At 54.6% G+C, this 13,385-nt stretch carries 12 protein-coding genes; 8 read left to right on the top strand and 4 right to left on the bottom strand.

What is annotated here, in order from left to right; translation table 11 throughout:
* The 6 genes from fruB to AB7E14_RS11095 all read left to right on the top strand — a co-directional run.
* Window positions 1-849 (top strand): fused PTS fructose transporter subunit IIA/HPr protein (fruB, locus tag AB7E14_RS11120; RefSeq protein ID WP_428169523.1); only part of this gene is annotated, 849 nt, incomplete at its 5' end.
* The gene (gene fruK / locus AB7E14_RS11115) at window positions 849-1,787 is read left to right on the top strand and encodes a 1-phosphofructokinase (protein ID WP_043000110.1); all 939 of its coding nucleotides are present in this window, start codon (window positions 849-851) and stop codon (window positions 1,785-1,787) included. The genes fruB and fruK, both read left to right, overlap by 1 nt.
* A 16-nt stretch (window positions 1,788-1,803) precedes the next feature.
* On the top strand, window positions 1,804-3,495 hold the full coding sequence (gene fruA / locus AB7E14_RS11110) for a PTS fructose transporter subunit IIBC (RefSeq protein WP_044258626.1): 1,692 nt from the start codon (window positions 1,804-1,806) through the stop codon (window positions 3,493-3,495).
* A gap of 283 nt (window positions 3,496-3,778) precedes the next feature.
* On the top strand, window positions 3,779-4,720 hold the full coding sequence (locus tag AB7E14_RS11105; protein ID WP_058586831.1) for a pseudouridine kinase: 942 nt from the start codon (window positions 3,779-3,781) through the stop codon (window positions 4,718-4,720).
* Entirely contained in the window at window positions 4,708-5,643 is a 936-nt protein-coding gene (locus AB7E14_RS11100; RefSeq protein ID WP_044258629.1) for a pseudouridine-5'-phosphate glycosidase, read from the top strand. Before AB7E14_RS11105 ends, AB7E14_RS11100 begins: the two co-directional genes overlap by 13 nt.
* Window positions 5,644-5,728: 85 nt before the next feature.
* Entirely contained in the window at window positions 5,729-6,979 is a 1,251-nt protein-coding gene (locus AB7E14_RS11095; protein ID WP_428169522.1) for a NupC/NupG family nucleoside CNT transporter, read from the top strand.
* Window positions 6,980-7,034: 55 nt separating this feature from the next.
* Here the strand turns inward: AB7E14_RS11095 and AB7E14_RS11090 are convergent, their stop codons facing one another.
* From AB7E14_RS11090 to AB7E14_RS11080, 3 genes are all read right to left on the bottom strand, one after another.
* Complete coding sequence (locus tag AB7E14_RS11090; protein WP_043000114.1) at window positions 7,035-8,126, bottom strand: sugar kinase; 1,092 nt, start codon at window positions 8,124-8,126, stop codon at window positions 7,035-7,037.
* Between the two features lie 2 nt (window positions 8,127-8,128).
* A complete protein-coding gene (gene nfo / locus AB7E14_RS11085; RefSeq protein WP_043000115.1) occupies window positions 8,129-8,986 on the bottom strand; it encodes a deoxyribonuclease IV in 858 nt (285 codons plus the stop codon).
* 103 nt (window positions 8,987-9,089) lie between these two features.
* A complete protein-coding gene (locus AB7E14_RS11080) occupies window positions 9,090-10,139 on the bottom strand; it encodes a YeiH family protein (protein ID WP_316962508.1) in 1,050 nt (349 codons plus the stop codon).
* A gap of 99 nt (window positions 10,140-10,238) precedes the next feature.
* Between AB7E14_RS11080 and yieE the strand changes: the two genes are divergently transcribed.
* Window positions 10,239-11,102 (top strand): DNA-binding transcriptional regulator YeiE, encoded by an 864-nt coding sequence (gene yieE, locus AB7E14_RS11075; RefSeq protein ID WP_316962509.1) that lies wholly within the window; start codon window positions 10,239-10,241, stop codon window positions 11,100-11,102.
* A 185-nt stretch (window positions 11,103-11,287) separates the two neighbouring features.
* Window positions 11,288-12,757 (top strand): lysine-specific permease, encoded by a 1,470-nt coding sequence (gene lysP, locus AB7E14_RS11070; protein ID WP_043000118.1) that lies wholly within the window; start codon window positions 11,288-11,290, stop codon window positions 12,755-12,757.
* A gap of 64 nt (window positions 12,758-12,821) precedes the next feature.
* Here the strand turns inward: lysP and AB7E14_RS11065 are convergent.
* On the bottom strand, window positions 12,822-13,385 hold a 564-nt coding region (locus AB7E14_RS11065; RefSeq protein ID WP_428169521.1), incomplete at its 5' end, for a TonB-dependent receptor domain-containing protein.

The raw sequence follows: 13,385 nt of genomic DNA, 5'->3' as shown, positions 1-13,385 counted from the left end.
GTGGCGATTGGCATCGCCGCCAGCTCCGATGAGCACCTTGGTCTGCTGCGTCAGCTGACGCACGTGCTGAGCGATGACTCCGTAGCTGAACAGCTTAAGTCAGCGACCACGGCTGAAGAACTGCGTGCGTTGTTGATGGGCGAAAAGCAGAGTGAGCAGCTGAAGCTCGACAACGACACGCTGATGCTGGATGTCGTCGCGACCGATTTAGTGACGTTGCAGGCGCTGAATGCGGCACGTCTGAAAGAGGCTGGCGCCGTAGATGCGGCGTTTGTCGCGAAAGTGATTAACGAACAGCCGATGAACCTGGGGCAGGGGATCTGGCTCAGCGACAGTGCTGAAGGCAACCTGCGCAGCGCCGTGGCGGTGAGTCGTGCGGTAAATGCTTTTGACGTACAGGGCGAAAAAGCGGCGCTGCTAGTGACCGTTGCCATGGCTGACGACCAGCCCGTCGCCGTGCTGAAGCGTCTGGGCGATCTGCTGCTGGAGACGAAAGCTGACCGTCTGCTAAACGCCGACACGGCGACTGTCCTGGCACTGCTGACCAGCGATGACGCACTGACTGATGATGTGCTGAACGCCGAGTTTGTGGTCCGCAATGAGCACGGCCTGCATGCCCGTCCGGGGACCATGCTGGTCAATACGATTAAACAATTCAACAGTGAAATTACCGTGGCAAACCTTGATGGAACCGGCAAACCGGCAAATGGACGTAGTCTGATGAAAGTGGTGGCGCTGGGCGTGAAGAAAGGACATCGCCTGCGCTTTACGGCGCAGGGGGCTGATGCTGAACAGGCGCTGAAAGCGATTGGCGATGCCATCGCTGCCGGTCTTGGGGAGGGCGCGTAATGAGCAGACGTGTTGCGACCATCACGCTAAACCCGGCCTACGATCTGGTGGGGTTCTGTCCTGAAATTGAGCGCGGTGAAGTTAACCTGGTAAAAACGACCGGTCTGCACGCGGCGGGGAAAGGGATCAACGTCGCCAAAGTGCTGAAGGATCTCGGGATCGACGTGACGGTCGGCGGTTTCCTCGGCAAAGATAACCAGGACGGTTTTCAGCAGTTGTTCAGCGAACTGGGAATTGCTAACCGTTTTCAGGTGGTGCAGGGGCGTACCCGCATCAACGTCAAGCTGACGGAAAAAGACGGTGAAGTCACCGACTTCAACTTCTCCGGTTTTGAGGTCACGCCTGCCGACTGGGAGCGTTTTGTTAATGATTCCCTGAGCTGGTTGGGTCAGTTTGACATGGTGTGCGTCAGCGGCAGTCTGCCATCCGGCGTGAGTCCGGAAGCCTTCACCGACTGGATGACGCGTCTGCGCAGTCAGTGTCCATGCATTATCTTTGATAGTAGTCGTGAAGCCCTGGTTGCAGGACTAAAAGCCGCGCCGTGGCTGGTGAAACCGAACCGCCGTGAACTGGAAATCTGGGCAGGCCGCAAGCTGCCAGAAATGAAAGATGTGATTGAGGCGGCGCATGCGTTACGTGAACAGGGTATCGCACATGTGGTGATCTCCCTGGGAGCAGAAGGCGCGCTGTGGGTGAACGCCTCGGGAGAATGGCTCGCCAAACCGCCTTCGGTTGACGTGGTCAGCACCGTAGGCGCCGGGGATTCGATGGTTGGCGGCCTGATTTACGGTCTGCTGATGCGTGAATCCAGCGAACATACGCTGCGTCTGGCGACAGCCGTTGCTGCGCTGGCAGTCAGTCAGAGCAATGTCGGTATTACCGATCGTCCTCAGTTGGCCGCAATGATGTCGCGTGTCGACTTACAACCGTTTAACTGACAGCAGGAGAGGCATAATGAAAACGCTGCTGATTATTGACGCTAACCTCGGGCAGGCTCGCGCTTACATGGCGAAAACTCTGCTCGGTGCGGCGGCGCATAAAGCAAATCTGGATATCATCGACAATCCAAATGACGCTGAACTGGCGATCGTACTGGCCGATGCCATCCCTAATGACAACGCGTTGAACGGCAAAAAAGTCTGGCTGGGTGATATTGCCCGGGCGGTGGCGCACCCTGAGCTATTTCTTAGCGAAGCCAAGGGTCACGCGAAGCCTTACAGCGCACCGGTTGCTGTAGCGCCTGTTGCCACAACCAGCGGTCCGAAACGCGTCGTGGCCGTGACGGCATGCCCAACCGGCGTAGCACATACCTTTATGGCGGCGGAAGCGATCGAAACCGAAGCGAAAAAACGCGGCTGGTGGGTGAAAGTCGAAACCCGCGGTTCTGTGGGCGCTGGCAATGCCATTACACCGGAAGAAGTGGCCCAGGCGGATCTGGTGATTGTGGCGGCAGATATTGAAGTGGATCTGGCGAAATTTGCTGGTAAACCCATGTACCGTACCTCTACCGGTCTGGCGCTGAAGAAAACCGCGCAGGAACTGGATAACGCCGTGGCGCAAGCCGTGGTATATGAGCCCGCCGGCAAAGCGCAGGCTGCGGCGAATGAAGGGAAAAAAGAGAGTGCTGGCGCGTATCGCCACCTGCTGACGGGCGTGTCATACATGCTGCCGATGGTGGTTGCCGGCGGTCTGTGTATCGCGCTTTCCTTCGCCTTTGGTATCGAAGCGTTTAAAGTCGAAGGGACACTGGCGGCCGCGCTGATGCAAATTGGCGGCGGTTCAGCCTTTGCGCTGATGGTGCCGGTTCTGGCGGGCTACATTGCTTTCTCGATTGCTGACCGTCCGGGTCTGACGCCAGGTCTTATCGGCGGTATGCTCGCCGTCAGCACGGGTTCTGGCTTTATTGGCGGGATCATTGCGGGCTTCCTTGCAGGCTATGTGGCGAAGGCCATCAGCACGAAGTTGAAGCTGCCGCAGAGTATGGAAGCGCTGAAACCGATCCTGATTATTCCGCTGATTTCCAGCCTCGTGGTGGGTCTGGCTATGATCTACCTCATCGGTAAACCGGTCGCCGGGATCCTCGAAGGGTTAACGCACTGGCTGCAAACCATGGGGACGGCGAATGCGGTGCTGCTGGGTGCGATCCTCGGTGGGATGATGTGTACCGACATGGGGGGGCCGGTTAACAAGGCGGCATACGCGTTTGGCGTCGGTTTGCTGAGTACACAAACCTACGCGCCAATGGCGGCTATTATGGCGGCAGGCATGGTGCCACCGCTGGCGCTGGGTCTGGCAACCATTGTTGCGCGTCGTAAGTTCGACAAGGCGCAGCAGGAAGGGGGTAAAGCGGCGCTGGTACTGGGTCTGTGCTTTATCACCGAAGGAGCCATTCCTTTCGCCGCGCGCGACCCGATGCGTGTTCTGCCGTGCTGTATCGTTGGCGGCGCGCTGACGGGGGCGATCTCAATGGCGGTTGGGGCGAAACTGATGGCACCGCATGGTGGTCTGTTTGTTCTGCTGATCCCAGGGGCGATTACCCCGGTGTTGGGATACCTGATTGCCATTGTCGCCGGTACGCTGGTTGCGGGTCTGGCCTATGCCTTCCTGAAACGTCCGGAAGAAGATGCCGTCGCCAAAGCGGCATAAAGTCATCATTTCACACCAGGGCAGAGAGTTCTCTGCCCTTTTTTTATCTTCGTTTTGTGTCCTTCCTCTCAAATATTTCCTCGCTTGCAAACTGTATCTATAAAAAATTGTGATTCTGTTCATATCTGGCGGTTTTTGCTCTTGCCAGTGCGTTTACTTTCATAAAAACAGGCTTACTATAAACACATGTTTGAATATAAACATGTGCTCTAATAAGTCGTTTGAGCCGTGAATAGTCTTAACAATCTCAAAGTCATGGTATTTTCGTACCAGGAGATGTGCTATGCGAGAAAAGGAATACATCATCACGATTGGTTCCGCCAATATGGACGTTGCAGGATATTCGCATGCTTCCTTGAATTATGCGGACTCAAATCCGGGGAAAATTAAATTTACACCCGGCGGGGTTGGTCGCAATATCGCTCACAATCTTGCATTGCTCGGGAAAAATTCCTGGTTAATGACGGCGGTTGGCAATGATTTCTATGGCCAATCGTTATTGGCACAGACGAATCAGTCAGGCGTGCATGTGGATAATTGCCTGATTGTTGCCGGTGAGAACACCTCAAGTTATTTATCGCTTCTCGATAATACCGGTGAAATGCTGGTGGCAATCAATGACATGAGCATTACCGAACATATTTCGGCGGCGTTTCTGGCGCAGCATCTCGATTTTATCCGGGGTGCCCGTGTCATTGTGGCAGATTGTAATATTAGTGAACAGACGCTGGCCTGGTTACTGGATAACGTGGGGGATGTACCGGTGTTTGTTGACCCGGTATCGGCGTGGAAATGCGTCAAGATCCGCGAGCGTCTGGCCCAAATTCATACCCTCAAACCTAATCGTCTTGAGGCGGAAACTCTCAGCGGCATTGCGCTTTCAGGGCGCGAAGATGTTGCGAAAGTCGCTGCCTGGTTCCATACGCGTGGCTTGCACCGTCTGGTACTCAGCATGGGGGGCGATGGGGTCTATTACAGTGAAAAAGACGGTGAGAGCGGCTGGTCGCTACCGATAAAAACCCATGTCGTTAACGTTACCGGAGCGGGAGATGCCATGATGGCGGGACTCGCTTCCTGCTGGGTTGAAGGCATGCCCTTCATTGATTCTATTCGATTTGCACAGGGTTGTTCCTCAATGGCGCTGGCCAGTGAATATACCAATAACCCTGAATTATCTGTTGCGAACGTTAAAACCCTTGTGGAGAACACAGAATGTCTGAATTAACGATTTCCTCTGAATTACTGCATATTTCGCCAGAAGTCCAGGACGCTATTAACAGTAAAAAACCGATTGTTGCGCTTGAATCGACAATTATTTCTCACGGTATGCCTTTTCCACAAAATGCGCAGACGGCAATTGAAGTCGAAGAAACTATTCGTAAGCACGGTGCTGTGCCGGCAACGATTGCCATTATTGGCGGAGTAATGAAAGTCGGCCTGAGTAAAGAAGAAATTGAATTATTAGGTCGCGAAGGACATAGCGTAACTAAAGTCAGTCGTCGTGATTTACCGTTTGTGGTAGCCGCCGGAAAAAATGGCGCGACCACGGTTGCTTCAACCATGATTATTGCCGCCCTTGCGGGTATTCACGTTTTTGCTACCGGGGGTATTGGCGGCGTTCATCGCGGTGCGGAACATACGTTTGATATTTCCGCCGATCTTCAGGAACTGGCTCATACCAATGTAACCGTGGTTTGTGCCGGTGCGAAATCTATTCTCGATTTAGGTTTAACCACTGAATATTTAGAAACGTTTGGTGTGCCGTTAATTGGATATCAGACCACTGCGTTACCGGCATTTTTCTGCCGTACCAGTCCGTTTGAGGTCAGCATTCGTCTCGACAGCGCGAAGGAAATTGCCCGGGCGATGGCAGTGAAATGGCAAACCGGCCTGAACGGAGGTCTGGTGGTCGCCAATCCAATCCCGGAAACCTACGCCATGGCGGAAGAGAAAATCAATGCGGCGATTGACCAGGCCGTCCGGGAAGCGGAAGAGCAGGGCGTTATCGGTAAAGAGAGCACGCCTTTCCTGCTGGCGCGCGTTGCTGAATTAACCGGAGGCGACAGCCTGAAGTCCAACATCCAACTGGTGTTTAACAACGCCGTACTGGCCTGCGAGATAGCGAAGGAATATCAACGCCTCGCCTGATCGAAACGAACGGGCAGCGTGCGGTCGCCCGAAACCACCAAAACCTGGCCTCGCGCCGGGTTTCCTGGCATGAAGGGAAATCATTATGGATATAATGAGAAGTGTTGTGGGTATGGCGGTACTGCTGGTGATCGCATACTTACTGTCAGTGAATAAAAAACACATCAGCTTACGTACCGTGGGCGCAGCGCTGGTGCTGCAAATTGCGATTGGCGGGATCATGCTCTATTTCCCGCCGGGCAAATGGCTGGTTGAACAGGCGGCGCTGGGCGTGCATAAAGTTATGTCTTACAGTGACGCGGGCAGTGCCTTTATTTTTGGCTCTCTGGTTGGGCCAAAAATGGATGTGCTGTTTGATGGTGCCGGTTTTATCTTCGCCTTCCGCGTGCTCCCGGCGATCATTTTTGTCACCGCGCTTATCAGCCTGTTGTACTACATTGGCGTGATGGGACTGCTGATTCGCATCCTGGGCGGGATTTTCCAGAAGGCCCTGAATATCAGTAAGATTGAATCGTTCGTTGCGGTCACAACGATTTTCCTCGGGCAAAACGAGATCCCGGCGATTGTGAAGCCGTTTATTGACCGCCTGAATCGCAATGAACTGTTTACCGCGATCTGTAGCGGGATGGCCTCGATTGCGGGCTCGATGATGATTGGCTACGCCGGTATGGGCGTGCCGATTGATTATCTGCTGGCGGCCTCGCTGATGGCGATTCCTGGCGGGATCCTGTTTGCGCGTATTCTGAGTCCGGCAACGGAAGAGTCAAAAGTCACTTTCGAAAACCTCTCTTTCACCGAGACGCCACCGAAAAGCATTATCGAAGCCGCGGCAAGCGGTGCGATGACCGGGCTGAAAATTGCCGCAGGCGTGGCAACGGTGGTCATGGCATTTGTCGCAATTATCGCGCTGCTTAACGGTATTATCGGCGGAATTGGCGGCTGGTTCGGCTATGGGCATGCGACGCTTGAAGGGATCTTCGGCTGGGTGTTAGCCCAACTGGCGTGGATCATGGGCGTTGACTGGAGCGATGCCACCCTGGCAGGGAGCCTGATTGGGCAGAAGCTGGCAATCAACGAATTTGTCGCTTACCTCAACCTGTCGCCTTATTTGCAGGATGGCGGCACCCTGGATGTGAAAACCATCGCCATCATCTCTTTTGCGCTGTGTGGGTTTGCTAACTTTGGTTCCATTGGCGTAGTGGTCGGGGCGTTCTCGGCTATTTCGCCTCAGCGCGCGCCGGAAATCGCCCAGTTGGGTATGCGGGCGCTGGCGGCAGCCACGCTCTCTAACCTGATGAGTGCGACCATTGCCGGGTTCTTTATTGGACTGGCGTAGCGTGGCTGATGGCTTATCCGGTCAGGGGACCGACCCTGGGCCGGATAAGCCGTTTTCACTGGCTTGTTTTTAACAGATACAGCGCGTTATCAGCGGAAAGGGTGGGGTTGTTGATACTGACGCTGGCGCGTGACAGGGCCGCACAGGCCATTGCGAAATTCGCGCTTTCGCGAAAATCGCTCCCTTCCAGAAAGCAATAGATCAGTCCGGCCATAAAACCGTCATCGGCACCGAAGCTGTCGACCACCGTATGCGCGGGCGGCGTGAGCAAGAATTGCTCACCATCTTTCTCGCTACAAAAGACTGACTCATCTTCCAGACAGACAAAAATCTGTTGAATGCCCTGTTGATGAAGGGCATTCACCGCGCTGAGTCGATCGGCATCGCTGTTGATGGGGTGACCCCATAAGATCTCCAGCTCTTTTTGTGTCGGTTTCAGCGTATGGATGCGCGTAAACCAGGTTTTCACCTTCGTCGCTTTGAACTCGGAAACGGTATCAATAAATACCGGAATATCATCAGCAACCGTAAAGACCCATTCGATGGCTTCCGGCGTCAGGTTGCAGTCCGCCAGCACCACTCCGGCGTGACGGATTAAATCCCGCGAGCTGTTCAGCAACTGCGGCGTCAGCTGTTGCAGGATATGGGTATCATTAATTGCCAGCACCGTCTCTTCTTGCTGATTGGCGATGGAGAGATAAGTTGAGGTGTTATGCCCGTGCAGGCGAATGCAACTGGAGATATTGACGCCTGCCTGGCGTGTTTGTTCCAGCAACGTCTCGCCGTAAAAATCACTGCCGACAGCGGAAATCAGATGCACATCACGACCCAGCAGGGCGAGGTTATGGGCAATGTTGCGCCCGACGCCACCCGCAGAACAGTGGATACTGCCTGGGTTAGAGGCGGCCTGCGGGTAGTGGATATCCGCCATCCCACGAATATCCATGTTAATCGCCCCTACCACCACGCAATAGGCCTGTTCGGTAAGAATGTAACCTTTTCCTTTGATTGCCCCTTTACGCATCAGGTCCATGATGTGCGCGGCGACGCGTGAACGGCTGATCTGCAAAATATCAGCGATTTCGTTTTGCTGAATCAGCGGGTTGCGGCGCAGAATTTTGAGTATCTGTTTTTCCCTGTCGTTCATGATTACGCAACCGCCTTTTCAGTTTGCTGCGCTTTCAGCCACGCGATCTCTTCTGCCCAGATGTCGGGATTGATGGTTTCCAGCACCAGCGGAATGCCGTCGAAACGGGCGTCCTGCATGATCCAGCGGAACGCGTCATGACCAATGTTGCCTTCGCCCAGACTGTGGTGACGGTCGACCCGGCTGCCAAAGGCACTCTTGGCATCGTTCAGGTGCATACCGCGCAGGTACTGGAAACCGACGATGCGCTCGAATTCGGCAAAGGTTTTTTCGCATTCGGCGGCGGAACGCAAGTCGTAACCCGCGGCGAAAGCGTGGCAGGTGTCAATGCAAACGCCGACGCGTGATTTGTCTTCTACACCATCGATGATGGCGGCAAGGTGCTCGAATTTGAATCCGAGGTTGCTGCCCTGACCGGCAGTATTTTCAATCACCGCAGTCACCCCTTCGGTCTGGGCGAGTGTGATGTTGATTGACTCAGCAATCTTTGCCAGACACTCGTCTTCCGAAATTTGCATCAGGTGGCTGCCTGGATGGAAGTTAAGCAGAGATAAGCCGAGTTGTTCACAACGCTGCATTTCATCAAGAAAAGCCGCGCGGGATTTTTCCAGCGCCTCGCCGACCGGGTGGCCCAGGTTGATCAGATAGCTATCGTGCGGCAGGATTTGAGCGGATGTGAAGTGGTATTGCTCACAGGCGGCTTTAAAGTCATCGATGATTTGCGCGGTAAGAGGGGCGGCGCGCCATTGACGCTGATTTTTAGTAAAGAGTGCAAACGCGGTTGCCTCGATTTCAGCGGCGCGAATTGCGGCATTTGCCAGCCCGCCAGCTGCGCTGACGTGTGCTCCGATGTATTTCATTAAAGACTCCTGTTAACCCACCAGATGTGGCCTGGCGGATTTGTGTATCCGAAAATTGAATCTTGCCAATCATAGCGGGTTAACAGGGTCGGGATGTAGTGAATTATGCAATAACGTGCTGGACCAGGACGTTAATCACGCCACCGCCGACAATCAGCCAGATGAACAGCACCAGTGCCATCAACAGCGGTTTCGCCCCGGCTTTCTTCAGCGCGCTGACATGCGTCGTCAGCCCCAGTGCCGCCATTGCCATAGCCAGCAGGACCGTATCCAGTGTGACCAGCATGTTCACCACCGCCTGCGGTAGCAGGTGGAACGAGTTGAAAATGGCGACCACAATGAACAGGATGGCAAACCACGGAATGGTGATTTTGCTTTTTTCCCTACCGTTGGCCGGTGACAGTTGCTTAACGCGAGCGGCCATAAAGATGAGGAACGGAGCCAGCATCATGACGCGCAGCATTTTGGCAATCACCGCTGCGTTTTCGGCGTCCGGGTTAATCGCGTGTCCTGCCGCCACAACCTGAGCAACTTCATGCATGGTGGAGCCAATGAAGATGCCGTAGGTTTCCGGACTAAACCAGTGCGCCAGCAGCGGATACATCGCCGGGTAGAGGAAAATCGCCATCGTCCCGAAGATCACGACCGTTGCGACGGCAACCGTGACTTTGCTGGCTTCAGCTTTCACAACCGGTTCCGTCGCCAGTACCGCCGCCGCGCCGCAAATGCTGCTACCCGCGCCGATCAGCCAACTGGTCTGGCGATCCAGCCCAAAGACTTTTTGCCCCAGAAAGCACGCCAGCATAAAGGTGCTGGACAGCGTCAGGATGTCGATCAGAATGCCGCTGACACCTACGTCAGCAATTTGCGCGAAGGTGAGGCGAAAGCCGTAGAGAATGATCCCCAGGCGCAATAAATGTTGTTTGGCAAACAGGACGCCGCCGTCGCAGCTTTTCCAGATTTGGGGATAGACGGTGTTACCGATCACCATCCCCAATAAAATCGCTAAGGTGAGGGCGCTGAATCCGGCACCTGCCACGGCGGGAATGGACCCGCCCCATAAGGCGACTCCGGTAATCACTGCACTCAGGGCAAGCCCCGGAATAAAATGCCACATTGTTCGACGATGATTCGTTAAGGTGAGTTCTGTCATTGCCTTCTCCTCTTTTATGGGCAAAAGGTTACGGCGAACTGGCTTAAAAATAAAATTGATTATATATTTATAATTAATCTTTATAAGTGGTAAGCGACCATGCACATCACCCTGCGGCAACTCGAAGTCTTCACCGAAGTTTTGAAAAGCGGCTCAACAACGCAGGCATCGGTGATGCTGGCGCTGTCGCAATCGGCAGTCAGCGCGGCGCTGACCGATCTGGAAGGTCAACTGGGCGTTCAGCTTTTCGACCGCGTAGGCAAACGGCTGGTGGTGAATGAGCACGGGCGCTTGCTTTACCCGCGGGCGCTGGCGTTGCTGGAGCAGGCGGTGGAGATTGAGCAGTTGTTCCGCGAAGACAACGGCGCGATACGCGTGTATGCCAGCAGCACCATCGGCAACTATATCCTTCCGGGGGTGATTGCCCGTTATCGTCGCGATTTTCCAGCGCTGCCGCTGGAACTTAGCGTCGGCAACAGTCAGGATGTGATTACAGCGGTGCTCGATTTTCGGGTCGACATTGGGCTTATCGAAGGGCCGTGTCACAATACGGAGATCATCTCGGAGCCGTGGCTGGAAGATGAACTGGTGGTCTTCGCCGCACCATCTTCACCGCTGGCGCAGGGACCGGTGACGCTTGAACAGCTCGCAGCCGCCCCCTGGATCCTGCGCGAACGCGGTTCCGGGACGCGCGAAATTGTCGATTATCTGCTGTTGTCGCACCTGCCCAAATTTGAAATGGCGATGGAGCTGGGAAACTCCGAAGCCATCAAGCATGCCGTTCGTCATGGGCTGGGCATTAGCTGTCTGTCACGACGCGTGATTGATGAACAACTCCAGGCGGGAACGCTGTGCGAAGTGGCAGTGCCGCTTCCGCGTCTGGTGCGTACGCTCTGGCGGATCCATCATCGCCAGAAACACCTCTCTAATGCGCTCCAGCGCTTCCTCAATTATTGCGAATAATGCCTGCCGGGGACCGATCGCCTGACGGTGATAAGTCCTGGGGGCAGTAAGTTCCCCATTCTCTGCTATTACTTATAATCCGCGGCCAGTCATGAAGGTCTCTTATAACAGCGCATTTGTGCCGGAAGACGAGCGTTTCGTCTGCTACAATCGCGCCTCATTTTTTGGATGGATAGCATTTTCACATGGTTTCCGAAACTAAAACCACAGAAGCGCCCGCGTTACGTCGCGAACTGAAGGCGCGTCACCTGACGATGATCGCGATTGGCGGTTCTATCGGTACAGGTCTTTTCGTGGCATCTGGTGCCACCATTTCCGCAGCGGGTCCAGGTGGTGCGCTGTTTTCCTATATTCTGATTGGCCTGATGGTGTACTTCCTGATGACCAGTCTGGGCGAACTGGCGGCGTATATGCCGGTGTCCGGTTCGTTTGCGACCTACGGTCAGAACTATGTTGAAGAAGGCTTCGGCTTCGCGCTGGGCTGGAACTACTGGTACAACTGGGCGGTGACCATCGCTGTTGACCTTGTGGCGGCACAGCTGGTGATGAGCTGGTGGTTCCCTGATACCCCAGGCTGGATCTGGAGTGCGCTGTTCCTCGGCGTCATCTTCCTGCTGAACTACATCTCGGTCAGAGGCTTTGGTGAAGCGGAATACTGGTTCTCACTGATCAAAGTGGCCACTGTGATTATCTTCATCATTGTTGGCGTTATGATGATCGTCGGTATTTTCAAAGGCACTCAGCCGGTGGGCTGGAGCAACTGGACGACGGGCGATGCGCCGTTTGCCGGTGGCTTTGCGGCGATGATTGGCGTGGCGATGATTGTCGGTTTCTCCTTCCAGGGGACGGAACTGATTGGTATTGCCGCCGGTGAATCTGAAGATCCGGAGAAGAACATTCCGCGTGCGGTGCGTCAGGTGTTCTGGCGAATCCTGCTGTTCTATGTCTTCGCGATTCTGATTATCAGCCTGATCATTCCGTACACCGATCCGAGCCTGCTGCGTAACGATGTGAAAGACATCAGCGTCAGCCCGTTCACGCTGGTCTTCCAGCATGCCGGTCTGCTCTCTGCGGCGGCGGTGATGAATGCGGTGATCCTGACGGCGGTGCTGTCGGCGGGTAACTCCGGGATGTACGCCTCAACCCGTATGCTTTACACCCTGGCCTGCGATGGTAAAGCGCCGCGTATTTTTGCGAAACTGTCTCGTGGCGGTGTTCCGCGTAATGCGCTGTATGCCACGACGGTGATTGCCGGTCTGTGCTTCCTGACCTCAATGTTCGGTAACCAGACGGTGTACCTGTGGCTGCTGAATACTTCCGGGATGACGGGCTTTATCGCCTGGCTGGGGATTGCCATCAGCCACTATCGTTTCCGTCGTGGGTATGTTCTGCAAGGGCATGACGTGAAGGATCTGCCGTATCGTTCCGGCTTCTTCCCGCTGGGGCCGATCTTCGCGTTTGTTCTGTGTCTTATCATCACGCTGGGCCAGAACTATGAAGCGTTCCTGAAAGACACCATTGACTGGGGCGGCGTGGCGGCAACCTATATTGGTATCCCGCTGTTCCTGATTATCTGGTTCGGCTATAAGCTGACCCGCGGGACTCACTTCGTACGTTACAGTGAAATGCACTTCCCGGAACGCGTGAAGAAATAGTCGTAAACGCGTGAATGAAGGGATAAAAAAGCCTCCGTTGCGGAGGCTTTTTTTTGGGAGGGACTCAGAAGTTGTACGTCAGACCTACCGTATAACGACGACCATCGAGAATGGTGTCATAGGTATCGTAATCAATCTGTTTATCCAGCGCGTTATACACCCCGGCTGTCACCAGCAGGTTTTTGTTCGCGTTGTAACGCAGACCGACATCAACCTGCGTATAGGACGGTGTGCCCTGCGACATTGAGGTGCGGCTCAGGTATTCAGACGTTTTACCGCGGAAGTTCAGACGGCTCCAGAAGCCGACGGTCTCCGTTGCCTGCCAGTCCAGCGTGGTGTTAAACATATGCTTTGGCATTTTGTTTAATGGCTTGCCTTCAAACTGGCCGCTCTTCTGTTCTGACTCGGTATAGGTGTAGTTAGCCGTCCAGTTGAGGTCGCGGGTCATCTTCCAGCCGAATGTGGATTCCACGCCACGCATGTTGGCTTTATCGACGTTCACGCGATCGCTGACAAAATCATAGCTTTCGCTGCCAATCGTACAGGCCGGATCGGCGCTGCTATTGCAGCGACGGACTTCGGTGATCTTGTCTTTGAAATCAGTATTGAACAGGGTGATGCCGGCATT

Origin of the sequence: Citrobacter sp. (assembly GCF_050252275.1) — a bacterium.
Classification (GTDB): Bacteria; Pseudomonadota; Gammaproteobacteria; order Enterobacterales; family Enterobacteriaceae; genus Citrobacter_A; species Citrobacter_A amalonaticus.
This window is presented reverse-complemented; position numbering and strand designations above follow the sequence as displayed.